The 24,362-nt window shown below is 69.4% G+C and carries 26 protein-coding genes; 8 read left to right on the forward strand and 18 right to left on the reverse strand.

The annotated features are described in order from the left end of the window. Nucleotides 1-173: 173 nt before the first annotated feature. Both EPN98_RS06265 and EPN98_RS06270 read right to left on the reverse strand, forming a co-directional pair. Nucleotides 174-944 carry a molybdopterin-binding protein gene (locus EPN98_RS06265; protein WP_293361617.1) on the reverse strand — a complete coding sequence of 257 codons (771 nt, stop codon included), beginning with the start codon at nucleotides 942-944 and terminating at the stop codon, nucleotides 174-176. Between the two features lie 14 nt (nucleotides 945-958). Then, the gene (locus tag EPN98_RS06270) at nucleotides 959-1,807 is read right to left on the reverse strand and encodes a cytochrome b/b6 domain-containing protein (protein ID WP_293361619.1); all 849 of its coding nucleotides are present in this window, start codon (nucleotides 1,805-1,807) and stop codon (nucleotides 959-961) included. A 118-nt stretch (nucleotides 1,808-1,925) separates the two neighbouring features. Between EPN98_RS06270 and EPN98_RS06275 the strand changes: the two genes are divergently transcribed. Both EPN98_RS06275 and EPN98_RS06280 read left to right on the forward strand, forming a co-directional pair. Beyond that, nucleotides 1,926-2,159: a hypothetical protein gene (locus EPN98_RS06275; protein WP_293361621.1), complete on the forward strand. Its 234-nt coding sequence runs from the start codon at nucleotides 1,926-1,928 to the stop codon at nucleotides 2,157-2,159. 216 nt (nucleotides 2,160-2,375) lie between these two features. Then, on the forward strand, nucleotides 2,376-3,293 hold the full coding sequence (locus EPN98_RS06280; protein WP_366558461.1) for a thioesterase family protein: 918 nt from the start codon (nucleotides 2,376-2,378) through the stop codon (nucleotides 3,291-3,293). On the opposite strand, the gene EPN98_RS06285 is transcribed toward EPN98_RS06280, so the two are convergent. Genes EPN98_RS06285 through EPN98_RS06295 form a run of 3 tightly spaced genes read right to left on the reverse strand, consistent with a single transcriptional unit; the run spans nucleotide 3,282 to nucleotide 5,948 of the window. Next, the gene (locus EPN98_RS06285; protein WP_293361625.1) at nucleotides 3,282-3,698 is read right to left on the reverse strand and encodes a potassium channel family protein; all 417 of its coding nucleotides are present in this window, start codon (nucleotides 3,696-3,698) and stop codon (nucleotides 3,282-3,284) included. The two genes, EPN98_RS06280 and EPN98_RS06285, sit on opposite strands and share 12 nt — an antisense overlap. Before the next feature lie 51 nt (nucleotides 3,699-3,749). Continuing rightward, nucleotides 3,750-4,625 carry an alpha/beta hydrolase gene (locus tag EPN98_RS06290; protein ID WP_293361627.1) on the reverse strand — a complete coding sequence of 292 codons (876 nt, stop codon included), beginning with the start codon at nucleotides 4,623-4,625 and terminating at the stop codon, nucleotides 3,750-3,752. Nucleotides 4,626-4,667: 42 nt separating this feature from the next. Next, on the reverse strand, nucleotides 4,668-5,948 hold the full coding sequence (locus EPN98_RS06295; protein ID WP_293361629.1) for an MFS transporter: 1,281 nt from the start codon (nucleotides 5,946-5,948) through the stop codon (nucleotides 4,668-4,670). A 71-nt stretch (nucleotides 5,949-6,019) separates the two neighbouring features. Here EPN98_RS06295 and EPN98_RS06300 point away from each other — a divergent pair, with 71 nt between their 5' ends. Together EPN98_RS06300 and EPN98_RS06305 are read left to right on the forward strand one after the other, a co-directional pair. Continuing rightward, entirely contained in the window at nucleotides 6,020-6,634 is a 615-nt protein-coding gene (locus EPN98_RS06300; protein ID WP_293361631.1) for a TetR/AcrR family transcriptional regulator, read from the forward strand. Next, complete coding sequence (locus tag EPN98_RS06305) at nucleotides 6,631-7,098, forward strand: DUF488 family protein (RefSeq protein WP_293361633.1); 468 nt, start codon at nucleotides 6,631-6,633, stop codon at nucleotides 7,096-7,098. The genes EPN98_RS06300 and EPN98_RS06305 overlap by 4 nt, the downstream gene beginning before the upstream one ends. An 8-nt stretch (nucleotides 7,099-7,106) precedes the next feature. Here EPN98_RS06305 and EPN98_RS06310 read toward each other — a convergent pair whose 3' ends face one another. The 3 genes from EPN98_RS06310 to EPN98_RS06320 form a co-directional block, all read right to left on the reverse strand. Further along, entirely contained in the window at nucleotides 7,107-8,321 is a 1,215-nt protein-coding gene (locus EPN98_RS06310) for a pentapeptide repeat-containing protein (protein ID WP_293361635.1), read from the reverse strand. Nucleotides 8,322-8,420: 99 nt separating this feature from the next. Next, nucleotides 8,421-9,374: a magnesium transporter CorA family protein gene (locus tag EPN98_RS06315; protein WP_293361637.1), complete on the reverse strand. Its 954-nt coding sequence runs from the start codon at nucleotides 9,372-9,374 to the stop codon at nucleotides 8,421-8,423. A 59-nt stretch (nucleotides 9,375-9,433) separates the two neighbouring features. Further along, the gene (locus tag EPN98_RS06320) at nucleotides 9,434-10,111 is read right to left on the reverse strand and encodes a CHAP domain-containing protein (RefSeq protein WP_293361639.1); all 678 of its coding nucleotides are present in this window, start codon (nucleotides 10,109-10,111) and stop codon (nucleotides 9,434-9,436) included. A 498-nt stretch (nucleotides 10,112-10,609) separates the two neighbouring features. Between EPN98_RS06320 and EPN98_RS06325 the strand changes: the two genes are divergently transcribed. Next, on the forward strand, nucleotides 10,610-11,386 hold the full coding sequence (locus EPN98_RS06325; RefSeq protein ID WP_293361641.1) for a TerC family protein: 777 nt from the start codon (nucleotides 10,610-10,612) through the stop codon (nucleotides 11,384-11,386). Nucleotides 11,387-11,414: 28 nt separating this feature from the next. Here the strand turns inward: EPN98_RS06325 and EPN98_RS06330 are convergent, their stop codons facing one another. Next, nucleotides 11,415-13,568 carry a primosomal protein N' gene (locus tag EPN98_RS06330; RefSeq protein ID WP_293361643.1) on the reverse strand — a complete coding sequence of 718 codons (2,154 nt, stop codon included), beginning with the start codon at nucleotides 13,566-13,568 and terminating at the stop codon, nucleotides 11,415-11,417. A gap of 76 nt (nucleotides 13,569-13,644) precedes the next feature. Between EPN98_RS06330 and fsa the strand changes: the two genes are divergently transcribed. The 3 genes from fsa to EPN98_RS06345 are packed head-to-tail and all read left to right on the forward strand — an operon-like array spanning nucleotide 13,645 to nucleotide 16,011. Continuing rightward, nucleotides 13,645-14,298, forward strand: coding sequence for a fructose-6-phosphate aldolase (gene fsa, locus EPN98_RS06335; RefSeq protein WP_293361645.1), 654 nt, complete (start codon nucleotides 13,645-13,647; stop codon nucleotides 14,296-14,298). 13 nt (nucleotides 14,299-14,311) lie between these two features. Continuing rightward, on the forward strand, nucleotides 14,312-15,100 hold the full coding sequence (locus EPN98_RS06340; protein ID WP_366558462.1) for a DUF484 family protein: 789 nt from the start codon (nucleotides 14,312-14,314) through the stop codon (nucleotides 15,098-15,100). After that, nucleotides 15,085-16,011 (forward strand): tyrosine recombinase XerC, encoded by a 927-nt coding sequence (locus tag EPN98_RS06345; RefSeq protein ID WP_293361647.1) that lies wholly within the window; start codon nucleotides 15,085-15,087, stop codon nucleotides 16,009-16,011. Before EPN98_RS06340 ends, EPN98_RS06345 begins: the two co-directional genes overlap by 16 nt. Nucleotides 16,012-16,039: 28 nt before the next feature. Here the strand turns inward: EPN98_RS06345 and EPN98_RS06350 are convergent, their stop codons facing one another. The 9 genes from EPN98_RS06350 to EPN98_RS06390 all read right to left on the reverse strand — a co-directional run bounded on the left by EPN98_RS06350 (nucleotide 16,040) and on the right by EPN98_RS06390 (nucleotide 24,341). After that, complete coding sequence (locus tag EPN98_RS06350; protein WP_293361649.1) at nucleotides 16,040-16,318, reverse strand: hypothetical protein; 279 nt, start codon at nucleotides 16,316-16,318, stop codon at nucleotides 16,040-16,042. After that, the gene (locus EPN98_RS06355) at nucleotides 16,318-16,584 is read right to left on the reverse strand and encodes a hypothetical protein (protein WP_293361651.1); all 267 of its coding nucleotides are present in this window, start codon (nucleotides 16,582-16,584) and stop codon (nucleotides 16,318-16,320) included. Before EPN98_RS06355 ends, EPN98_RS06350 begins: the two co-directional genes overlap by 1 nt. A 125-nt stretch (nucleotides 16,585-16,709) precedes the next feature. Beyond that, nucleotides 16,710-17,141, reverse strand: a complete 432-nt coding sequence (locus tag EPN98_RS06360) for a GNAT family N-acetyltransferase (RefSeq protein WP_293361653.1) — start codon at nucleotides 17,139-17,141, stop codon at nucleotides 16,710-16,712. A gap of 51 nt (nucleotides 17,142-17,192) precedes the next feature. After that, entirely contained in the window at nucleotides 17,193-18,599 is a 1,407-nt protein-coding gene (lpdA, locus tag EPN98_RS06365; protein WP_293361655.1) for a dihydrolipoyl dehydrogenase, read from the reverse strand. A 161-nt stretch (nucleotides 18,600-18,760) separates the two neighbouring features. Further along, entirely contained in the window at nucleotides 18,761-19,222 is a 462-nt protein-coding gene (locus tag EPN98_RS06370; protein WP_293361657.1) for a response regulator, read from the reverse strand. Between the two features lie 13 nt (nucleotides 19,223-19,235). Beyond that, entirely contained in the window at nucleotides 19,236-19,628 is a 393-nt protein-coding gene (locus EPN98_RS06375) for a hypothetical protein (protein WP_293361659.1), read from the reverse strand. A 170-nt stretch (nucleotides 19,629-19,798) separates the two neighbouring features. Further along, entirely contained in the window at nucleotides 19,799-20,098 is a 300-nt protein-coding gene (locus EPN98_RS06380; protein ID WP_293361661.1) for a DUF2007 domain-containing protein, read from the reverse strand. A gap of 28 nt (nucleotides 20,099-20,126) precedes the next feature. Next, nucleotides 20,127-21,344, reverse strand: a complete 1,218-nt coding sequence (gene odhB / locus EPN98_RS06385; RefSeq protein ID WP_293361663.1) for a 2-oxoglutarate dehydrogenase complex dihydrolipoyllysine-residue succinyltransferase — start codon at nucleotides 21,342-21,344, stop codon at nucleotides 20,127-20,129. Between the two features lie 60 nt (nucleotides 21,345-21,404). Then, the gene (locus EPN98_RS06390) at nucleotides 21,405-24,341 is read right to left on the reverse strand and encodes a 2-oxoglutarate dehydrogenase E1 component (RefSeq protein WP_293361665.1); all 2,937 of its coding nucleotides are present in this window, start codon (nucleotides 24,339-24,341) and stop codon (nucleotides 21,405-21,407) included. Nucleotides 24,342-24,362: the final 21 nt, after the last annotated feature.

Here is a 24,362-nt window from a genome sequence, read left to right on the forward strand (position 1 = left end):
CGGGGGGGGGGGTGGAGAGGGCATGCCTCATCCACGACTTTGCGAGCTGATGTGCTGAAACCTTGGGCGGATGAAGCCGGCGCTCTGCCGGCTGCTTGCCCTTCCCACCACCCGCTCTTCGGCCTACGGCCTCGGCGGGCGGTCCCCCTTCCCACTGCGTGGGAAGGGCAGGGTCAGATGCCCGCGTACCACTCGTAGCCGCGGTCGGGCCAGAAGCCGCCCTGGCCGCGGCCGATCTGGCTGAAGTCGGACACCGCCTCGATCCGCATCACGTACTTGGCGTGCTTGTACCCGAGCTGGCGCTCCACCCGCAGGCGCAGCGGATAGCCGTGGCGCACGGGCAGGGTCGCATCGTTCATCTCGTAGGCCAGGATGGTCTGCGGGTGCATGGCGTCGACCAGGTCGATGCTCTCGTAGTAGCGGCCCGAGCCGTCCAGCGTCTGCTCCAGCGTGTCGAAGCAGTGGAAGACGATGTACTTCGCCTCGGGTTTCAGCTTGGCCTGGGCCAGCAGCGCCGACAGCCGAGCGCCCTTCCACTTGCCGATCGACGACCAGCCCTCGACGCAGTCGTGCCGCGTGATCTGGGTGCGCGACGGCAACGCCCGCACCTGGCCCAGCGTCAGCTCCAGCGGCCGCTCCACCAGTCCATCCACCACCAGCCTGTAGTCGGCGAAGCCGCCCGCCATCAGCTCTGTGTACTCGTCGTCCTGCGGTCGCAGTGTGCCGTTGGCCTTGAAGTCCTTGGAGATGTCGGCCGGCGTGAACTCGGCGGCCAGCGCGTTGCGGTCGGCGACCAGCCGCTGGGCCCGGTAGGTCCATTTTTCGGCCACCCGCAGCACGCCGGTGAAGGTGGAATTGGTGGCCAGCTTGTCGCAACCGGCCAGCCAAAGCGACGTCACGGTCGCGCCGGCGGCGGTCAGCCAGTGGCGGCGGTTGAGGCTCACGCCCGACCTCCTTCTCACGACCGTCCTCCTTCGACTTCGATGGCGTAACGGCCGGTGATCATCGAGCGCATGTTGTTCCAGAGGCCCGAGAGCACCACCAGGACCAGATGGACCACCACGAACGCCACGATCAGCCCCGCTGAAATGAAGTGGATCGAGCGCGCCGACTGCCGCCCGCCGAAGACATCCACCAGCCACGGCGCCGCCGCGTTGAACCCAGGCGACATGCAGAGCCCCGTCGCCACCATCGTCGGCAGCAGGACGAGGATCACCGCGAGGTAGGTGAACTTCTGGATCACGTTGTAGCGCCGCGCCTCCTCGCCCTTGGCGAACTTGAGCCGCGCGTGCGTGCTGATCTCGTGAAGGATGTGGCCGGGCGCGAGCTGGTCGCGATTGGGCAGCAGATCCTTTCGCAGATGGCCGCCCAGCAGCCCCCAGGCCAGGTAGACGAAGCCGTTCAGCACGAACAGCCAGGCAAAGAAGAAGTGCCAGTTGCGGCCCGTCGCCAGGTCGCGCCAGCTGGGGACCGTGGCCCAGGAGGGAAAGCCGCGCTGCTCGCGCATGCCCTCAGGGCCCGACCATCCCAGCACGCCGGTGGTGTCGAACTTCAGCCCGCCGACGGTGGTGATCCCGCGCGGCTGGTCGCCGATCTCCTCCTTGGTCATCGCCAGCCACGGCTCTGCGAAGGTGGACTTGGCGCCCCAGTACAGCGCCGGGTGCGCATTGAAGATCTGCAGCCCGCTCATCAGCAGCAGGCTGATCACCAGCACGTTCAGCCAGTGCGTGAGCCTGGTCACCAGCGCGTGGCGCTTGACCAGGACCTTTGTGGGCTTGCCCGCCATCGCCGCCTTCGGCCCCCTCAAATCAGTCTCCACATTGTGGCGCCGCCCGCGCGCGCGTTCGACCCCGGAAAACGCATCGGAACGATACCGCCCGCAGTTGCGCTTTGGACACGATCCTACACGCGCAAGGAGTTTCCCCATGGGCGCCGAGACGCACGCCGACGACAAGATCCAGAGCCAGGGCCGCAAGGACAACGCCGCCCGGCCGCTGAACGACGCCCCCGACAACGCCGGCGCCGAGCGCTACCCCTCGGTCAACAGGGACGACTCCATCGACCCGGGCGCCGCCAATCCCGAACCTCGCCAAGGGGCCGGGGACGGCGGCCCTCGCCCATCCGACCCCAGCCTCGACCCATCCGCCGCCAGGCGCTGACCTGGCCGGTTCAGGGCGCGCCGCAGGCGCTGTCCTAATCGACCACGAACCACACGAACGGAGCCTGCTGTTCGCGGTGCGGACCAAACCGCGCGTTCGTATGGTTCGTGGTCGAACATGACCGGCGCTGACGCGCCACCGCAGTTGAATGGCGCGCGCGAGGTAGCGGCCTCCGGCGGGCGCCCGTAAGTTCCCCGCGCAACGGTGGGGATGGGCATGGCGGCGATCGAGGTTTGGCGCGGCGGCGTGGCGGCCTGGGAGAGCGACTCCATGGGCCACCTGAACGTCGGGTTCTATGTCGCCAAGTCGATCGAGGCCCTGGCGGGCCTGGCGGCCGAGCTGGGCATGCCGCGCGTGTTCGCGCCTTCGACCGAGGCGACGCTGATCGTCCGCGAGCAGCACATCCGGTTTCTGAAGGAGGCGCGCCCCGGCGCGGCCCTTTCGATGACCGGCGGGGTGCTGGAGATCGGCGCGACCGAAGCTCGGCTCTCGTTCCTGATGCGCCACCACGACGGGACGCTCGCGGCGGCGATCCAGACCGTCGTGGCCCACGCCACGGCCCGCGACGGCCACCCCTTCCCCTGGCCGGATCGCATTCGCGCCCGCGCCGAGGCTTTGATGACCGAGGCGCCGGAGGGGGCCGGACCCCGCTCCATCGGGCTCGGTCCCGTCGAGACCCAGGCCAGCCTGGTCCGCGCCGAGGCGCTGGGCCTGCGCCGCACAGGCCTGGGCGTGGTCGACCTCGCCCACTGCGACGCGTTCGGCCGTCTGCGCACCGAGGGGTTCATGCACCGCCTTTCGGACGCGATCCCCAACCTGTTCTCCGGTCGCCGCCCCGGCAACGTCGACGACGGCCCGCCCAGGATCGGCGGCGCGGCCGTGGAGTACCGCCTCGTCCACCATCGTTGGCCCCGCGTCGGCGACCGGCTGGAGCTGCGCTCGGGCTCGGCCGGCGGCGATGCGCGCATCCGCAGGCTGGTCCACTGGATGTTGGACCCTGACACCGGCCGTCCATGGGCCAGCGCCGAGGCCATCGCGGTGTCGTTCGACCTGACCACCCGGAAGCTCATCACCCTGTCCGACGACGAGCTGGCGCGCGTGGAGGCCGACGCCGTGCCGGGGCTAGGGCTGTGAGTCCCGCGCCGCGTTGAGCCGGGCCAGTTCGGCGCGGATGGCGGCCAGCTCGGCCTTCATCGCCTCCTGCTCCTCGTGGGTGTAGGCGTCGCGGTTCTCGATCAGCGCCAGCGCGATCCGCCCGATCAGCAGCGGCAGGACGAACAGGATCGCCGTCAGCATGACGAAGCCGGCCATCACCCGACCGCCCAGCGTCTGCGGGCTGATGTCGCCATAGCCGGTCGTGGTGGTCGTCACGACCGACCACCACAGCGCATCGCCGAACGACTTGCCCTCGAAGAAGGCGAATCCCGCGGCGGCGATCACCACCAAACCGGCGTAGATCAGGAGCAGCTCGCCGACGCTGTTGGCGCCCCGGATGAGAATATCGACGGCCCGCGTCCTGCCCTTCAGCTGTTCGGCCATAAGCGCCCTCCTGCAAACCGGGCGCAGGATGGGCCGGAATGGCGTCGACTGTCAGCCCGCCGCGACGGCCACCAGCGTCTCGCGCACCAGTTCGGGGCGCTCCATCGGCAGGAAATGGCTGGTCCCGGGGATCACGTCGATGCGGAAGCGGCCGGTCGCCTCGAGCTCGGCCTGGCCCTCGTCCAGCCGCGCGGTCGAACCCGCTGCGGCGCGCAGGATGCGCACCGGGCAGCGCGTCGCCCGGAACGCCGACCAGACGTCGTAGTTGTGGGTGCGGAAGTTCGACGCTTCCCACGCCGGCGCGCAGGTCAGCGTCACCTCGCCCGCGTCGGTCTCGCGGAATCCGCCCTCGACGTAGTCGGCCAACTGTTCGGCGCTCCAGCTGCGGAACGCGCCCCGGCCGGTGTAGGCCTCGACCGCGGCGGCTTTCGAAGGGAAGACCGCGCGCCGGCGCAGGGCGCCCTCGGCCAACGGGTTGTCGTTGGCGGGGTCGCGCGCCATGCCCATGGCGAAGATCACGGGATCGAACAGCACCAGCGCCTTCACCCGTTCGGGCGCATGTGCGGCGGCCAGCAGGCTGGCGGTGCCACCCATGGAATGCCCCGCCAGCACCACCGGGCCTTGGGTCTCGGCGTCGAGGAAGGCCAGCAGGTCGTCCCGGAAGTCGTTCCAGCCGCCGCGGGTTTCGACATCCGCCGGCAGAGTCGAGCCGCCGTGGCCGCGCATGTCGATCGCCACGACCCGCAGGGACCCCGCCAGCGGGGCCAGGATGCTGCGGTAGGTGCGGGCGTTGAAGCCGTTCGCATGGGAGAAGACGATGTCGATGGGTCGGTCCGCCGGGCCGAAGTCCAGCAGCGCCATCTTCCCGCCCCGCGTCGGAAGCGCGACCTGCCGCGACCGCGGCTCGAAATCCACCTTGGCGTCCATAGCGCCCCTACTAGCGGGGTTCCCCGGGGAGAGGAAACCCGGTCACGCCGGCACGGGCGTCGCAGGCCGCGCGCCGCCCCGGGCGATGGCCAGCGCCGCGAACGCCGCCGCCAGGGCGAGCATGCCGGCGATCACGAAGCTCTCCGTGTAGCGTCCCTGCAGGTCGCGCAGCACGCCCGCGCCGAACGCCGCCGTCGCCGCGCCCATCTGGTGGCCGCACGCGACCCAGCCGAACACGATGGGCCCCTCGCGTTCGCCGAAGTTCTCCGTCGCCAGGCGCACGGTGGGCGGGACTGTCGCCAGCCAGTCCAGGCCGTAGAACACCGCGAAGATCGACAGGCTGATGACATTGAAGTCCAGGAACGGCAGCGCCATCAGCGAGAGGCCACGCAGCGAATAGTAGACGAACAGCAGCTTGCGCGGATCGTAGCGGTCGGTGAGCCAGCCCGACGCCGTCGTGCCCACCATGTCGAACACGCCCATGGCCGCCAGCAACAGCCCGGCCTGAACCAGCACCAGGCCCTTGTCGCCGCAGAACGAGATCAGGTGGGTTCCGATCAGCCCGTTCGTCGTGAAGCCGCAGACGAAGAAGGTGCCGAACAACAGCCAGAAGGCCGGGTTGCGCGACGCCCGCGCCAGCGCGCCCAGCGCCAGCTTCACCGCGTCCCGGGGCCGCCCGGGGGGCGGCGGCGGCTCGACCTCGGTCGCGCCGTACGGCGCCTGGCCGATGTCGGACGGCCGCTCGGGCATCAGGAAGAACACCAGCGGGACCAGCGCCGCGGCCGCCAGGGAGACGGTGATCACCACCGGCTGCCAGCCGCCAGTCTGGGCCAGGGCCGCCATGCCGGGCAGGAAGATCAGCGAACCGGTGGCGGTGGACGCGCTGAGCAGGCCCATGACCAGACCGCGCCGGGTTGCGAACCAGCGGTTGACCACGGTCGCGCCCATCGAGAGCGCCACCGCCCCGCTGCCCAGGCCCGACAGCACGCCCCAGGTGACCACGTACTGCCACGGCTGGGCCATGAAGAGGCTGAGCGCGGTCGAGACGCTCATCAGGGTCAGGCCGGCGAGGAGCGTGCGCCTGAGTCCCAGGGTCTGCATCAGAGCCGCCGCGAAGGGTCCGACCAGGCCGTAAAGGAAGATGCCGACCGCGGCGGCGGCCGACAATGCGCCCCGCTTCCAGCCGAAGGCGTCGTGTAACGGCGTCAGCAGCACGCCGGGCGCCGATCGCAGGCCGGCCGCCGCAAGGAGGGCCAGAAATGTGACGCCGGCGACCACCCAGGCGTAGTTCTGGCCGAACGGCCGGCGTGCGACTATCTTCATGTTACCGACCGGTGTCCCCTCGAACCTCGAGCACTAGATACGTACCGGTCAGTAACACACAAGGCCCTGCCATGACAAAAGGTCTGACAACCCCGGAAGAAGCGCCGAAAAAGGCCGCGGATCGGATCCTGTCGACCGCCAGCGACCTGTTTTACCGCGAGGGGGCGCGGGCCGTCGGCGTGGACGAAATCGTCGCCCGCGCGGGAGCCACCAAGCCCAGCCTCTATCGCGCCTTCGAATCCAAGGACCAGCTGATCGCCGCCTACCTCCAGGGGCAGGCCGAGAGGTTCTGGGGCTATTTCCAGACCTCGGTCGACCGGCATCCGGACGATCCGCGGGCGGGCCTGATGGCGTTCTTCGAGGATCTGGGCGCCCGCGCCGCCAAACCCGGCTATCGCGGCTGCGGCCTGACGAACGCCGCGGTCGAGTATCCCGATCGCAAGCATCCCGGGCGCAAGGTGGCCGTCGACCACAAGGCCCAGATGCGCGACCGCCTGCGAAGCATGACGAAGGCGATGGGGGCCCGGAAGCCCAAGAAGCTGGCCGACAGCCTGCTGCTGCTGATCGAGGGCGTCTACGTCACCAGCCAGCTCTTCGGCGACGATGGCCCGGCCGGTGCAGCCAAGGGGGCGGCGGAAGCGTTGATCGAGGCCCACACCCGCGAGGGCGCCAAGGAAGCTCCGTGACTCCGACCTCCAGCGCCATCCCTCTGGCCACGATCGGCTACGAGAGCGCGCCTCAGGCCAGGGTGATCGACACCCTCAAGGCCGCGGGCGTGGAGGTGCTGATCGATGTGCGCGCCGTGGCGGCCTCGCGCCGCGCCGGGTTCTCCAAGGGTCTGCTTTCATCCAGCCTGGAGGACGCCGGCATCCGGTACGTGCACCTCCGAGAGTTGGGCACGCCCAAGGAAGGCCGCTTGGCCGCCCGGCGCGGGAAGACCGCCGAGATGCGCGAGATCTTCGAGGCCCACATGGCCGAGCCCGCCGCCCAGCTGCAGCTGGCGCAGGCCATCGAGATCGCCCGGGAGAAGAAGACCGCCCTGCTCTGCTACGAGGCCGACCACCGCGGCTGCCACCGGTCCATCGTGGTCGAGCATATGCTGCAGGCCGCCGACTTCGCCGTCGAGAACCTGGAACCATCGACCCTCTAGGGCTGTCGTCAGACCTCGAGCTCGGCGCCGGCCAGGTCACAGCCGGCGACGCGGGCGCCATCCATCTCGGCTTCGAGGAAGCGCGCCTTGGGCGCGTGGGCGCCCCGCAGGTCGGCCCCTCTCAGGGAAGCGCGGGTGAAGTCGGTCCGCACGTAGCGGCCCTCGGCGATGTTGAGCGGCCCCATCTTGGCGCCGCGCAGGTCGGCCCGCGCCAGTTGGGCGTCGGTGAATCGCGCGCCGCGCAGGTCGGCCTCGCGCAGGTTGGCGCCCCGGAAATCGCAGCCCGACAGGTCGGCGCCCTGCAGCTGCACGCCTTCCAGATCCATCCCGAAGAAGATCGAGACGGGCGCCGACAGGCCCGACAGCCGACGGCGCTTCAGTGTCCGGACCGGCCGGAAGTCGACCTCGGAGAGCTTCATCACCTGACCGCGACGGCCGCCCGAGTCGCAATAGGCCTCATGTTCGGCCAGGACCTCGGTCAGCGACTTGTCGTCGATGTAGAAGATCGGCGGCGGCGCCCGCAGCACGCCGGTCAGGTCGCAGTCGTCCAGCCGCGCCTGGTTGAGGTTCACCCCGTTCAGCACCGCCCGCTTCATCGAGGCGCCCGACAGGTCGGCCCCGGCCAGGTCGGCGCCCGACAGATCCGCTCCATCCAGGACCGCCCGCATGAGCTTGGCGCCCGTCAGCACCGCGCCCGACAGGTTGGCGTCGGTGAAGTCCGAGGTCATGGCCACGGCCCCGCTCATCTGCGCGCCCTGCAGGTTGGCGCCAGACAGCACGGCGTAGTTCAGCTCGCCGGGCCGGTGCTCGTGGCGCAGGATCCGGAAGCCGTCCAGCTTGTCCTGCAACGCGATACGTCCCTCGCGCAGATCACAGCCGGCCAGCTCGGCGCCCGCCAGGTTTGCGCCGCGCATGCACACGCCGCGCAGGTCGGCGCGCTTCAGGTTCACGTGCCGCATGTCGGCTTCGCGCAGGTCGGCGCCGAACAGGATCGCCCGGCTCAGATTGGCCCGCGCCAGGGTGGCCCCGGCCAGCTTCGCGCCGGTCAGGTCGGCGTCGCGCAGGTCGATGCCTTCGAGGCTGCAGTTGGCGAGATCGGCATAGTGCAGCGACAGCCGTCGCCCGCCTGACCGGCCGGCCAGATAGCGCTGGTGGGCGTCCAGCGCCTCGCGCAGCGCGTGGACGTCGAGAGCCAGATGATGCTGTTGCGGGACGGACGACATGGGAGCCTGTCGTTCACCATGGCCCAGCGCGTTTAAGGATGGGTTGCGGGACAGCCTTAAGGAAAGCCGAAATGCTACCTCAGGATGTGTAATGACAACCTAGAGCCAGCCCCGTCTCTTGAACCAAAGCACCGGCAGGATCCCGGCCACCACCATCGCCACCAAGGCCATCGGATAGCCGAACACCCAGTGCAGCTCGGGCATGACGTCGAAGTTCATTCCGTAGATCGAGGCGACGAGGGTCGGCGGCATGAACACCACGGCCACCACCGAGAAGAACTTGATGATGCCGTTCTGCTCGATGTTGATCAGACCCAGCGCCGCATCCAGCAGGAAGGCCACGTGGGCCGACTGATGGCTGGAGTGTTCGGTCAGCGACTGAGTGTCGCGCTGGAGCGTCTTGAGATGGGCGCGGCAGGCGTGCTGGTCGGCGATCTCGGGCGCCAGGGCCGCGAAGCTGAGCAGGCGGCCCACGCTGACGAGGCTGGCGCGGGCCAGGGCCGTCACCGACTGGGCCTGGGCCAGGCTGGTCATCAAGGGCCGGAAGTTGCCGGCGCGCGGGCGGTCGAAGATGGCTGTGGACGCGTCCTCGACGTTTCGGCCGGTGTCATCCAGCACCTGGGCCAGACGCTCGACCACGGCGTCCAGCAGCCCTAGCAGCGTCTCCGAGGCGCTGGTCTTCTCCTCCTCCAGCGCCCGGGCCGAGAACACCGTGAACGCCCGCAGCTCCTCGTACCGGAGCGTCACCATCAGGCCCTTGACCAGTACGAAGGTGACGGGCGTCCCAAACGGCTTGTTCTCGTGGCTCCGCGCCAGCAGCGTGGCGGTCATGAAGGTCGCGCCGCCCTCCTGGTAGAGGCGGCTGGACGGCTCCAGCGCGGCCATCTCCTCGCGCGTGGGCAGATCGACGCCCAGGGCCGCCTCGACGGCCAGCTCTTCCTCGCGGGTGGGCCTGAGGAGGTCGATCCACACGACCTCGGCGTCGGGCCGCCAGCCGGGGCCCGGGGTCTCGACCTGGAAGGCGCTCTGTCCGCGCCGAAGGACATTGTGCATGGCGCCGCCTCCGCGCCCTTCTGTGAAGGCGCGTCGGCGAAGCCGTCAATTGCGGAAGATCAGTTGGAGCCGTTGTCCTGCCGCGTCGCGGCCGCGATCAGCGCCGCGATACGATCCGTCGAGTCGGCGGCCTGCGAGAGGACGCTCATCGGGCCCTGGCTGTTCGGACGCACGGCGCTGGCCATCTGCTGGGCGGCCTGCTGAGCCACGGCGATCGCGCCGTTCTGGAAGCGCGTCACGCCGCTGGCGGCCAGCATCCGCGACGTGGCGTCGGGATAGATGAAGCCGTGCACCGAATAGGTCGAGCCGCCGAGGTCGCGGTTGGGGTCGTACCAGACCTTCACCTGGCTCCAGTCGCCGTTGGCCGACACGTCGATGACGGTGACGTCCTTTTCCACCTTGCCGCGCGAGCCTTCGATCGGGCTCCAGTTGGCATGGGTGATCTGCACGACGCGGTCGGTCAGCACCTGGCTGACCACAGCCACATGGCCCAGCCGCATACGCGACGTCGGCTTGAAGCACAGCACGGCGCCCGCGCGCGGAACCACGCCCGTCTCGTACTTGCCGACGGCCTGACTCCACCACGTACGCGCATCGCCGAAGATCTGGATGCCCGAAATCAGGCGCGCGAAGGGCACGCACTGCCAGTACGTCTCGGCGATCGCGCCAGCTGGCGCGACTGCAAAGAAGACCGCAGCGGCCAAGGAACCCACAAGGGTCCGCGTCCGTTTGCGCATACTCGGTGACTCCCCGAACTCTCGGCGTGAAGGGGTAACGATATCTGCGCTCAGTGAAAAGAGGGTTTACGCCGCGCGTCGAGACGTCGCGCCCTGTTTATCCACAGCTTGGCTTAGGCATGTGCAGCGGAAGACTCCCCAACAGATTAGTATTCGCCTGTTTTCGAGCGCGGACTAACATCCTCTCAAGAAAACTATTGGCGAACATCCGTTTGCATTCCCCAATTCAGCTAAACGACAGCTCGGTCTGGACTTCTCATTAACCACCTGTAACCTTTTGATACGCCCGCCTCACGCAACGGTAACAAGGCGAAACAAGAGGTGGCCGGTCGGCAGAAAGTTCCTGGCCAGACTCGCCCAAGAGGAGAATATTCCTCGTCACGAACCCGTGAGCGGGAAGAGCGCCTAAAAATGTGGCGCCCGCCCGATCGAACGTCCGGGGCTGGATTTTCGCACGTGAGCCGTTACATGTATGCCCGCACTCGAGGGGAGAGATAGATGGACATCGCTGCGCTGCTGAGCGACCCGGCCGCCTGGGCCGCACTGATCACCCTCATTGTGATGGAGGTGGTGCTCGGCATCGACAATCTGATCTTCATCTCGATCCTCTCGAACAAGCTGCCCGAGCATCAGCGCGCCAAGGCGCGGCGGATCGGCATCGCGCTGGCGCTGATCATGCGCCTGGGCCTGCTGTCGACGCTGGCCTTCATCGTGGGCCTGGTGAAGCCGGTCTTCACCCTGCCCTTCCCGGCGCCCCCCGGCATGGACTTCGCGTTCTCTTGGCGCGACCTGATCCTGATCGCGGGCGGCCTCTTCCTGGTGTGGAAGGCCACCACCGAGATCCACGAGAAGGTCGAGCCCAGCGACGGCCACGGCGTCATGGACGCCGGCGGAAAGGTCGTGGCCAACATGGGATCGGCGATCTTCCAGATCATTCTGATCGACATCGTGTTCTCGATCGACTCGATCCTGACCGCCGTCGGCATGACCGACCACCTGCCCATCATGATCGCCGCCGTGGTCATCACCGTCGCCATCATGCTGGTCGCCGCCGACCCCCTGGCCAACTTCATCAACGAGAACCCGACCATCGTCATGCTGGCCCTGGGCTTCCTGCTGATGATCGGCGCGGTCCTGATCGCCGACGGCTTCGGGGTGCACGTGCCCAAGGGCTACATCTACGCCGCCATGGCGTTCTCGGCGGGGGTCGAGGCCCTGAACATGCTGGCGCGCCGGCGCAACAAGCCCGCGCTCGAAGACAAGACGCTGCACTGACCCTTCCCTCCCGAAAGGGGAGGAAGGCTCAGAGAAAGCTGTAGGGGTCGATGTCGATCGCCACACGGATCTGGCCTGGGGGCCGCACCCGCGCCCGCCAGGCCGCCATGTAGGCCGACAGGTCCACCGTCCGGTCGGCCCGCACCAGGAACCGCTTGCGGCGGCGCCCCCGGACCAGCCCCAGCGGCGCGTCGGCGGGCCCGTAGACCTCCACCCCCGGGGTGTTCGGCGCCTGGCTGGCCATCCCCTGGACGAACGCCTCCAGCTGGGCCGCGTCCGGGCCCGACGCGATCACCGCCGCCAGCCGGCCGAACGGCGGCAGGCCTGAGAGTTCGCGCTCGGCCATCTCGGCCTCGACGAAGGCGTCACGGTCCTGGGCCTTCAGCGCCTGCATCACGGCATGCTCGGGCGCGTAGGTCTGCAAAAGCGCCTTCCCCGGCCGGTCCCTGCGCCCCGCCCGCCCGGTGGCCTGGGCCAGCAGCTGATAGGTCCGCTCGGCCGCCCGCAGGTCGCCGCCGCGCAGGCCGAGGTCCGCGTCCACCACCCCCACCAGGGTCAGCTTCGGGAAGTTGTGGCCCTTGGCCGCCGCCTGGGTGGCCACCAGGATGTCGAACTCGCCCGCCGCCATCGCCTCGACCAGCCGGCGCGCCTCGCGGGCGTCGAACACCGTGTCGGACGAGAAGACGGCGATCCGCGCCTCCGGAAACAGCGCGCGCGCTTCCTCTTCCACTCGCTCGACGCCCGGCCCGATCGAGACGAGGCTGTCCTTGGCCCCGCAGTGCGGACAGGCCGAGGGCTTCGGCATCGAGAATCCGGTCAGGTGGCAGACCAGCCGTCCCGTATAGCGATGCTCCACCAGCCAGCTGTCGGTGTCGGGCGCCGTCATCCGCTCGCCGCAGGCCTTGCAGAGCACGAGGGGCGCGTAGCCCCGGCGGTTCAGGAACAGCAGCGTCTGCTCGCCCCGCGCCCAGGTCTCGGCCATTTCCCGCACCAGCGGCGGCGACAGCCAGCGGCCCGCCTCGGGCGGCGTCTCGCGCAGGTCGATCAGCTCGATGTCGGGCAGCCGGGCTGTCCCGTGGCGCGTAGACAGCCGCAGCCAGCGATAACGCCCGGTCTCGGCGTTGCGCAGGCTCTCCAGCGACGGCGTGGCCGAGGCCAGCACCACCGCGGCGTCCTCGATCCGCCCGCGCACCACCGCCAGGTCGCGCGCATGGTAGATGAAGCCCTCTTCCTGCTTGAACGACCCGTCGTGCTCCTCGTCGACGACGATCAGCTTCAGCCGCCGGAAGGGCAGGAACAGCGCCGAGCGCGCACCCACCACGATCCGGCAGTTCCCCGAGGCCACCGCCTCCCACACGCGCCGCCGGGCCGGCGGGGCGACGTCGGAATGCCACTCGCCCGGCTGGGCGCCGAAGCGGGCGGCCACCCGCGCGATCACCGCCTGGGTCAGCGCGATCTCGGGCAGCAGGATCAGCACCTGGGCGTCCGGATCGGCGGCCAGCGCCGCGGCGGCCGCCTCCAGGTACACCTCGGTCTTGCCCGAGCCGGTCACACCGTCCAGCAGGGTGACGTTGAAGCCGCCGACCACGGCCTTCAGCGCCTCGGCCGCGGCCGCCTGGCTGGCGTTCAGCTCCGCGCCCGAGCGGCCCAGGTCGGGCGGATCGAAGCGCGCCTCGGCCACGATCTCGCGGACGTCCAGCGCGCCTTCGTCCAGCAGGCCCTTCACGACGCCGGACGAGACCCCCGCCGCGCGCGCCAGATCGGCCGCCGACATCGGCGCGACGGCGGCTTCGAGCACCTTGGTCCGCGCCGCCGTGGGCCGGGCCGGCGGCACGCCCGTCGGCACGAGCACCCGCATGGGTCGCGGCTTGGGCGCCCGCGCGCCGCGCAGCGCGATCGCGAGCGGCTGGCCGGGCGCATCCACGGCATAGCGGGCCGCCCACTGAATGAACTCCACGGTGCCCGGCGGCAGCGCGGGGTCGGCCAGTCGCTCGGCCACCGGCTTCAGCGGGCGATTCCCGCCCAGCGCGTCCCGGACCTCCACCACCACACCCCGGATCAGGCGCGGGCCCAGCGGCACGGCCACCTGGTCACCGGGCGCGAGGCCCATGCCTTCGGGCTCGGCATAGTCGAACGCCTCGGGCAGCGGCATGGGGATGAGGACGGAAGCGATGCGGCTCATGTTTCTTGTCACGGGCTTCGCAGCTACAAGCAGGCCCGACAAGTGCCTGAAGATGGCAAGCCTCCAAGGTCAGACAATGCAGCTCTTCCTCGACACCACCGACACCGCCGTCCTCAAGGACCTCGCCGCCACCGGCCTGGTCGACGGGGTCACCACCAATCCCACGCTGATCGCCAAGTCCGGCCGCAACATGCTGGAGGTGATCGCCGAGATCTGCGAGATCGTTGAGGGTCCGGTCTCGGCCGAGGTCGCCGCCATGGACACCGCCGGCATGCTGGCCGAGGGCCAGAAGCTGGCCGCCGTCGCCACGAACGTGGTTGTCAAGGTGCCGCTCACCCGCGCCGGTCTCATCGCCACCCGGGAATTCTCGGCCCAGGGCATCCAGACCAACGTCACCCTGTGCTTCTCCGCCGCCCAGGCCCTGCTCGCCGCCAAGGCGGGCGCCACCTACATCAGCCCCTTCATTGGCCGCCTCGACGACCAGGGCGCGGTGGGCATGGACCTGATCAACGAGATCCGCGCGATCTACGACAACTACGACTTCGACACCGAGATCCTGGCCGCCTCGATCCGCACGCCCAAGCACGTGACCGAAGCCGCCCTCGCCGGCGCCGACTGCGCCACCATCCCGCCGGCGGTCTTCGAGGCGCTTTTCAAGCATCCGTTAACCGAAGCGGGTCTCCAACAGTTCATGGCCGACTGGTCGAAGACGGGTCAGTCGATTCTGTAGGGGCTTGAGTGTCATGGACGGGTCGCAGGGTGAGTTTGCTTTCGAGTCCCCGCCGACCCGTCAGCCGGAACCGAAGCCGGCTTCCCGTCCGGACGCAGCGGAGGCCCTGACCGTCCCGCGCGCGGACGCAGCGCCGGCGGCGGCCGTCCCGCAGGACGCGCTGGACCCGTCGGCGGTCCGCCGGTTCCTGGCCGACAACCCCGACTTCCTGAAGGCCGACGCCGGCCTGCTGGCGGAACTCGGGCTCTCGGTCGCCGGCGGCAATGTCGTCGAGTTCGCGCCGATGGCGCGCGTGCACGCCGCCCACCAGCGCGAGGCCGAACAGCGCCAGATTCTGGAAGAGACCGCCCGCGCCAACTTCGCCGCCCAGGCCCAGACGCACGGCGCCGTGGTCGACCTGCTGGACGCGCGCAATCATTCCGACCTCGCGCGCCGCGTCGACGATCTGGCGCGCCTGCGCTTCGGCCTGGCCGCGGGGGTGATCGCGCTGGAGTGCGAGAACCTGCCGCCCGCGGGATGGCGTCCGCTGGTGGAGGGCCAGGTCGACCTCCTGCTGGACGGACCGCGCCGCATGGTCCGCATGGGCCTCCTGCCCACCGCCTTCGGCCTGTTCGACGACGCAGCCGGACCGATCGCCTCGGTCGCCATGGTGCGCATGGCCCTGTGGGAGCCCTCGCGCCAGGGCCTGCTCGCCTTCGGCTCGGCCGACCCCGACGGCTTCACGCCCGAGATGGGCTCCGAACTCATCGCGTTCCTGGCCCGGGTGGTCGAGCGCACGGCCGAGCGATGGCCGCTGCTCTGAGCGCCGAACAGGCCCGCCAGGCCTGGCTCCAGCACCTGGCGCACGAGCGCCGCGCCTCGCCGCGCACGCTGGAAGCCTATGGCTTCGCCGCCAGCCGCTACATCGCCTTCCTGGAACGCCATCGGGGCGAGAGCCTCAGCGTCAAGGGCCTGACCACCGTCACGCCGGCGGAAGTGCGCGCCTGGCTGGCCCATCTGCGCACCGGCGATCACCCGTTGTCGCCGCGGTCGCTCAGCCAGTCCCTGTCGGCCATCCGCACCTTCCACCGCTTCCTCGACCGCCGGCTGGACGCCCCCAACGCCGCGATCTCGCTGGTCCGCGGGCCGCGGGTGACGCCCGGCGCGCCGCGCCCGGTCACCGAGGACCAGGCTCAGGGCCTGCTGGCCGAGCCGGCCCTGGACCCCGACCGTGAGGACTGGGAGGCCGCCCGCGACCAGGCGGTGCTGTCGCTGCTCTACGGCTGCGGCCTGCGCATCTCGGAAGCGCTGTCGCTCAAGCGATCCGACGCCCCGCTGCCCGAGATGCTGCGCATCACCGGCAAGGGCTCGAAGACCCGCATGGTTCCGGTGTTGCCGGCGGTGCGCGAGGCGGTGGACGCCTACCTGTCCCTGCTGCCGCAGGTGATCGACGGCGATGCGGCTCTGTTCCGGGCCAAGCGCGGCGGCGCCCTGTCGCCCCGACATGTCCAGGCCACAGTCCAGCTGTTGCGCGGCCGGCTGGGCCTGCCCGCGAGCGCCACGCCCCACGCGCTGCGCCACTCGTTCGCCACCCATCTGCTGGGCGCCGGCGCCGACCTGCGGTCGATCCAGGAACTGCTGGGCCACGCCTCGCTGTCGACCACCCAGCGCTACACCGAGGTCGACGCGACGGCCCTGCTCGGCGCCTACAGCCGTGCCCATCCGCATGCGTGAGACCCCGCCTCGCGGAGGGGGCTGAGGACTATTCGTCGGCGACCTTGAGGGGGCCGTAGCCGCCCGGCGGCATGGGCGCGTGCATCAGGTGGCAAGGCCGCGCGCGGCGTTCGTACCAGCCGCGGCGGATCGGCACCCGGGTGCCCGTCAGGATGGACTTCTGCGCTTTCCGGCGCTCGCCGCGCTCGGCCACGAAATAGGGCGCGGGGCGACACCGGATCTGGGCGCGTTCGGTCGCGTCGACCGGCTCGCCCGAAGGGCCCGAGACGACCACGGTGGCCGCGAAGATGAAGGCTGCGAAACTCATCAGCGACCGACACCGTAGCGCACGACCATCGGGTTTGAGCAGGGCCCGATCATCCGCATCACCGCCTTTTCATGGTTGGCCCGGGGCAGGTCGCCCAGCGAGCGCAGCCTGGCCTTGCCGTCGTCGCGATAGAGCAGCGCAGGGTCGGCGATCTCGTAGCGGCCCTCGGCCTTGCACACGCTCGTCGCCGACTCGGCGGACGGCGCAACGAACACCCGCGGGGCGGGGTTCGAGGCCACAGCCGCGGCGACGATCATGGCGAGCATTGCGATCTCCCTATCGCGAGGCCGCAGCAAACTGCCACCATGCCGTGCGTCGGCCAAGTTAAGGTTCGGTCACGCGGCGCCCGTCAATCCCTCATCACGCATCACCCGGCTGGCAGGCCCGCCATTCAGGTCCGGACGTAGCGCAGCCACTTCACCCCGTTGTCCTCGCCCGCCTCGATACAGACGAAGCCCTCTCGGTCGTAGAAGGCCTGGGCGCCCAGGTTGGCGGCCTGGCACTTGAGCGCCAGAACCCCGCCGGTCTGGGCCAGCACGTGGTCGAGCAGCGCCTTGCCCACGCCGCGTCCACGGGTGTCGACGTACAGCGAATGGAGAAACATCTGCGGCCTGTAGAGGGCCGCGAGGCCCACGATCCGTCCACGCTCGACGGCCACATAGATCTCCTCGTCGCGCGCGGCGCTCAGGAAATCCTCCGGGCGGTGCCGCTCCCGCGGCACCCAGGTAAACGTGTCGCGCAGGACGCGGACGTAGAGGGCGGCGCAGGCCGCCAGCTCATCCGCCCGCGCGCGGCGGAGCGTGAGGTCAGGCCCGAGGGACATGGCGCGGAAGGCTCAGCCTCCTCCCCACCGGGACGAGGCGGCCCGGACCGGTCAGGCCTGCATCGTCCAACCTTCGACTCCCATCGCGGCCTGGCGCAGCGCCTCCGAGCGGGTCGGATGCGGATGGCAGGTGCGCGCCACATCCTCCGACGCGGCGCGGAAGGCCATCGCCACGCAGTACTCGCCGATCATCTCGGACACCTGCGGCCCGACCATGTGCGCGCCCAGGATCTCATCGGTGGCGGCGTCGGCCAGAACCTTCACGAAGCCCTCGGTCTCGTGATTGATCTTGGCGCGGCTGTTGGCGGTGAAGGGGAACTTCCCGGCCTTGTAGGCGCGGCCCTCGGCCTTCAGCTGCTCTTCGGTCTTGCCCACCCAGGCGACCTCGGGGCTGGTGTAGACCACGCTCGGCACCAGGTTGTAGTCGATGTGCGCGTACTTGCCGGCGATCATCTCGATGCAGGCGACCGCGTCCTCCTCGGCCTTGTGGGCCAGCATGGGCCCGTAGGTGACGTCGCCGATGGCCCAGACGCCGGGCGTCGACGTCTGCAGGTGGTCGGTCTCGATGAAGCCGCGCTTATCAGGGGTGACGCCCACAGTCTCCAGCCCGAGTCCCTCGGTGTAGGGGCGCCGTCCGATGGCCAGCAGGACGTAGTCGGCCTCGATCTCCTGCGACGCGCCGCCGGCGACGGGCTCCCAGGTCAGCGTGACGCCCTTCTTCGACGTCTTCGCGCCGGTCACCTTGGCGCCCAGCTGGAAGGTCATGCCCTGTTTGGTCAGCGCGCGCTGGAAGGTCTTGGCCAGTTCGGCGTCCATCCCGGGCGTGATGCGGTCCAGGAACTCGACGACCGTCACCTTGGCGCCCAGGCGGCGCCAGACCGAGCCCAGTTCCAGGCCGATGATGCCGGCGCCGATCACCACCAGATGCTTCGGCACTTCGGCCAACGACAGGGCGCCCGTCGAGTCCAGGATCCGCTGCTGGTCGACCGCGACCCCCGGCAGGCTCGAAGGCTCCGAGCCCGTGGCGATGACGATGTTCTTGGCCTCCAGCGTCGTGACCTTGCCGTCCTCGCCGGTCACCTCGACCTTGCCCGCGCCGGCGATCCGGCCCGCGCCCTTCACCCAGTCCACCTTGTTCTTCTTGAAGAGGAACTCGATCCCCTTGGTCAGGGCTGTCACGGACTCGCCCTTCTGCTTCATCATCTGCGGCAGGTTCAGCTTGGGCTGGACCTCGATGCCGAGGTGGGCGAACTCGCCGCTGGCGGCGGCGAACATCTCCGAGGCGTGCAGCAACGCCTTCGAGGGCATGCAGCCGACGTTCAGGCAGGTGCCGCCCAGGGTGACGCGCTTCTCGACGCAGGCGGCCTTGAGCCCCAGCTGGCCCGCGCGGATCGCCGCGTTGTAGCCGCCGGGACCGCCCCCGATGATGACGACGTCGTAGGTGATGGTGTCAGCCATGGTGCTGCCTAAGCCTCAGATGGGCGCGCAACCTAGTGCGCGCCCCGCAAAAGTGGAGTCCGGTTTGAAGGATGCGCACAAGACAAATGTGCCTTGCGCCCATTCGCCGGCCTTGAAGCCTCGAAAGCGTCAGATGAGCCGGCAAGGATCGCCGATACGCCTCAGCAGTTCAGATAGACCTGCTGGCGGGGATCGCCCAGGGCCTGGGCGGCGGCGGGCGCCGATGGCTGAGCCATCGCGCCCTTCTTCAGCATCCGCGTCAGGCGCTCCAGCACCGCGGCGCCGCTGTAGGGCTTCGCCAGCACGTCGCGCACGCCCAGCTGGACGCCGATGCGGACATCCTCGGCGGCGATGTTGCGGCCCACCAGCAGCACCGGCGGCATCTGCCGGCCCGGCAGCGACGCCATCTCGCGCAGCAACGCCAGACCATCCAGCACCGGCATGTTGCGTTCCAGGATCACCGCGTCGGGCCGGCTGGATTTCAGCGCCTCCAGCGCGGCCAGGCTGCTCCGGGCGGCCAGCGGGTGGAATCCCGCCACGTCCAGCCGGATCTGGACCATCTCCAGGGTGGTGCGATCATGATCGACGACCATGATCTTGCTTCCGCGTCCGTCGAAATGCATGTGCGGCGCGCTCCTAGAACAGGTCCACGTCGCCGTCGTCGGGCTCGTCGCCCGCGTCATCGTTTGCGCCGCCCAGGCCGGCGGTCAACCGCTCGGCCAGCGCACCCAGGGTGATCTCGGAGATCGCGGCGTCCACCGGCACGCCCAGCCCCGGCGGCGCGGCGGCGCTGACGCCCCGCGCGAACGCCGACAGGCCGGTCAGGTGCTGGGACAGCAGGTCCACCGCATGCAGACCTTGCACCATCCGGGCGCGGTCGGCCTCGGGCAGGCCTTCCATCACTTCGCCGATGAGGCGGTCCAGGAAGATGCAGCGCGCCGCCGACAACTCGATCTCGGCCGCGAGCACGTCCAGCGTCACGGCGACATCTGGCGCCCAGGCCCTGGCTCCCACGATCGGCGCGTTCATGCATCCCCCCAAGTCTCGACCCGGGACCATTTCACTCGCACGCTGAATTTTCTGTGAATTCTGGGAAACGACGTTAGGCAAGCCCGTCTCGTGTCGCTTGCCTCAGGCGTGCTTCGCCTTCGAAGCCTCGGAAATCGGGGGCCAGGAGCGTCAAGACGCCGCGGCTGCGGTCAGCCCAGGAACAGCGCCAGGAACATGCCGACCGCGGTGCGCGTGCGCGGCGGCGGGACGCCGGGTTCAGGCGGCGGGCGCGGTTCTGACCGGCCAGCGGCGACGAAGGCGCGGGCGTCGGCGGCGTCCTCTTCCGGGACCAGGATGCGGAAGCCGCCGAACGCACGTTGCAGATGGTAGAAGCTCTGGCCCACCACCTCGTTCTGCACGACCGCGTCGATGCCCGACGCGTGCAGCGCCGAGGCCGCCACCTGGGCTTCCGGGAGGTCGATGAAATGGGCGACGGCGACCAGCGGCATGCTGGCCGCCAGTCTGCCGAGGCCGGGATCAGACGTCCAGCAACAGGCGTTGCGGGTCTTCGATGGCGTCCTTCACATGGACCAGGAACGTGACGGCGCCCTTGCCGTCGACGATCCGGTGATCGTAGCTCAGGGCCAGGTACATCATCGGCCGCACCACGATCTGGCCGTTCACGACCATCGGCCGCTCCTGGATCTTGTGCATGCCCAGGATGCCCGACTGCGGCGGATTCAGGATCGGCGTCGACATCAGCGACCCGTAGATGCCGCCGTTCGAGATCGTGAACGTGCCGCCCTGGAGGTCTTCCATGGAAAGCTGGCCGTCGCGGGCCTTCTTTCCGAGGGCGCCGATCTCCTTCTCGATCTCGGCCAGGCCCATCATGTCGGCGTCGCGGACGACCGGCGTGACCAGGCCCTTGTCGGTGCCGACGGCCACCGAGATGTCGTAGTGGTTCTTGTAGATGATGTCCGTGCCGTCGATCTCGGCGTTGACGTCCGGCACCTGCTTCAGCGCGTGGGTCACCGCCTTCACGAAGAAGGACATGAAGCCCAGCTTCACGCCGTGCTTCTTCTCGAACACGTCCTTGTACTGGTTGCGCAGCGCCATGACGCCCGACATGTCCACCTCGTTGAAGGTGGTCAGCATGGCGGCGCTGTTCTGGGCTTCCTTCAACCGGCGCGCGATCGTCTGGCGCAGGCGGGTCATCTTCACGCGCTCTTCGCGCTCGTGGATAGCGCGCGGGGCGGCGGGCGCGGCCGGCGCGGCGGGGGCCTTCGCCCGGGCTTCCAGCGCCGCCAGCGCGTCGCCCTTGGTCACGCGGCCGTCCTTGCCGGTGCCCGGGATCGCGGCGGCGTCCAGCTTGTTCTCGGCGACCACGCGCTGCGCCGAGGGGGCCAGCACCGGCTCGGCGGCGGCTTTCGGAGCGGGCGCGGGCGCTGGCGCGGGCTTGGCTTCGGCCTTGGGCGCCTCGGTCTTGGGCGACGCCGCAGCGGGGGCCGTCGCGGCTGCAGCGCCTTCGGTGATCTTGCCCAGCACCGCGCCGGGCTCGACCGTCGCGCCTTCCTCGGCGCTGATCTCGGCCAGCACGCCGTCGGCGGGCGCGGCGACTTCCAGGCTCACCTTGTCAGTTTCGAGCTCGACCAGGATCTCGTCCTTGCGAACCGCGTCGCCGGCCTTCTTGGCCCAGCGCGCGACGGTCGCTTCGGTGACGGATTCACCCAGAGCCGGGGTCATGATGTCGGCCATCGGGGGGTAGCGCTCCTTGGATCACACAAACAGAGTTCGGAAAGACGGGCGGGGTTTACCCTAGGCAAACGCCTCTGTCAGGAACGTCTCGAGTTCCTTCAGGTGGCGGTTCATCAGGCCGGCGGCGGTGGAGGCCGAGGCCGGGCGGCCGACGTAGCGGGCGCGCTTGGCCTTGATGCTCAGGCGCTCCAGCGTCAGCTCCAGCCAGGGGTCGACGAACTGCCAGCCGCCCATGTTCTTGGGCTCCTCCTGGCACCAGACCAGCTCGGCGTTCTTGAAGCGCTTCAGCTCGTTGCTCAGCGACTTCAGCGGCCACGGATAGAACTGCTCCAGGCGCAGGATGTAGACGTCGTCGCGGCAGGTCTTGGCGCGCTGCTCCACCAGGTCGAAGTAGACCTTGCCCGAGCAGAGGATGACCCGCTTGATCTCCGCGTCCGGGCGCAGCGTCACGCCGCCGACCTCGCAGTCGGCCTCGGCCCCGTCGATCATCACCCGGTGGAAGCCGGTGCCCGTCACCAGGTCCGACAGGTTCGACACCGCCCGCTTGTGGCGCAGCAGCGACTTGGGCGTCATCACGACCAGCGGCTTGCGGAACTCGCGCAGCAGCTGGCGGCGCAGGACGTGGAAGTAGTTGGCGGGCGTCGTGCAGTTGACGACCTGCATGTTGTCTTCCGCGCACAGCTGCAGGAAGCGCTCGAGGCGCGCCGAGCTGTGCTCGGGACCCTGGCCCTCGTAGCCGTGCGGCAGCAGCATGACGAGGCCGCTCATCCGCAGCCACTTGCGCTCGCCCGAGCTGATGAACTGGTCGATCACCACCTGGGCGCCGTTCACGAAGTCGCCGAACTGGCCTTCCCACATGGTCAGCGTGTCGGGGTCGGTCAGCGAGAACCCGTACTCGAAGCCCAGCACCGCCTCTTCCGACAGCGCCGAATCCAGCACCTCGAAGTGGGCCTGGTTCGGACCCAGGTTGCGGAGGGGGAAGTAAACCTCCTCGGTCTTCTGGTCGATGATGCCCGAGTGGCGCTGGCTGAACGTGCCGCGCACGCTGTCCTGGCCCGACAGGCGCACCGGGTAGCCCTGGTCCAGCAGGGTCGCGAAGGCCAGCGATTCCGCCGTCGCCCAGTCGATGTTCTCACCGCTCTCGATCGCCTCGCGGCGGGCGGCGATCACGCGCTCGACCGTCTTGTGGACCGCGACCGTGCTCGGGATCGAGGTCAGCTTGCGGCCCAGGTCCAGCAGCTTCTGCTTGGGCGCGCCGGTGGCGTAACGCTCGTCGCCCGAGGCCAGCTTCACGCTCGACCACTTGCCGTCCAGCCAGTCGGCTTTGTTGGCGGCATAGTTGCGGCCGGCCTCGAACTCGGCGTCGAGGAACTTGTCGAACTCGGCGATCCAGCCGTCGACATCGGCCTGGGTGCAGACGCCCTCGCCGATCAGGCGCGCCGCATAAAGATCGCGCACCGAGGGGTGGTTCTTGATCTTCGCGTACATCAGCGGCTGGGTCATCGTGGGGTCATCCCCCTCGTTGTGACCGAAGCGCCGGTAGCAGAACATGTCGACCACCACGTCCTTGCCGAACAGCTGGCGGTACTCGGTCGCCACCTTGGCCGCGAAGGTCACGGCCTCGGGATCGTCGCCGTTGACGTGGAAGATCGGGGTCTCGACCGCCAGCGCCACATCCGTCGGGTAGGGCGAACTGCGGCTGTTCTTGGGGCTGGTGGTGAAGCCGATCTGGTTGTTGACCACGAAGTGCATGGTCCCGCCGACGCCGTAGCCGCGCAGGCCCGACAGCGCGAAGCACTCCGACACCACGCCCTGGCCGGCGAACGCCGCATCGCCGTGCAGCAGCAGCGGCAGCACGTGGCCGCGGCCGGCGTCGGGCTGTTCGCGCAGCGTGAACGCCTGCTTGGCGCGCACCTTCCCGATCACCACCGGGTTCACGATTTCCAGGTGGCTGGGGTTGGCGGTCAGCGACAGGTGGACGCTGTTGCCGTCGAAGTCGCGGTCCGAGCTGGCGCCCAGGTGGTACTTCACGTCGCCCGAACCCTGGACGTCGCTGGGCAGCGACGAGCCGCCTTGGAATTCGTGGAAGATGATGTGGTAGGGCTTGCCCATCACCGCGGCCAGCACGTTCAGGCGGCCCCGGTGCGGCATTCCGATGACGATGTCCTTCACCCCCATCGCGCCGCCGCGCTTGATCATCTGCTCCAGCGCCGGGACCATCGCCTCGCCGCCGTCCAGGCCGAAGCGCTTGGTGCCGGGGAACCGGCGATGGAGGAAGGCCTCGAAGCCCTGCGTCTCGATCAGCTTCTTCAGGATGGCGACCTTGCCCTCCTTGGTGAAGGTGATCTCCTTGTCGCGGCCCTCGATCCGCTCCTGCAGCCAGGCCTTTTCCTTGGGATTCGACACGTGCATGTACTGCACGCCGACGTTGCCGCAGTAGGTGCGGCGCAGGATCGCCAGGATCTCGCGGATCGTCGCGGTCTCCAGGCCCAGCACGTAGTCCAGGAAGATCGGACGGTCGAAGTCGGCCTCCGAGAAGCCGTAGCTGGCGGGCTCGAGCTCGGACGCATCGCCCGGCGTGGTCGCGATGCCCAGCGGATCCAGGTTGGCCTTCAGGTGGCCGCGCATCCGGTAGGCCCGGATCATCATGATCGCGCGCAGCGAATCCAGCGTGGCGGCGCGGACCTCGTCCTGGCTGACGCCGGGCTTGCGGGCCTCTACGCCCTTGGCCAGCTTGGCCTCGACCGCGGGCCACATGCCGTCGATCGCGCTCATCCAGTCGGGACGCGGGGCCGGAGCGGCGGGCTTCACCCACTGGGGCTTGGCGGCCGCGCCGCTCTCGCCCAGCGAGGCGAAGAAGGCCTGCCACGAGGGCTCGACCGAGGCGGGGTTCGCCTCCCACTTCGCGTAGAGATCCTCCACAAAGGCCGCGTTGCCGCCGTAGAGGAAAGAGGTTTCGGCCAGAACTTCGTTGATCAGGCCTGCGTCGTCCGCCATTTCGTCCGCCTTATGGGGGCG

Source organism: Phenylobacterium sp. (assembly GCF_004299445.1).
GTDB lineage: Bacteria > Pseudomonadota > Alphaproteobacteria > Caulobacterales > Caulobacteraceae > Phenylobacterium.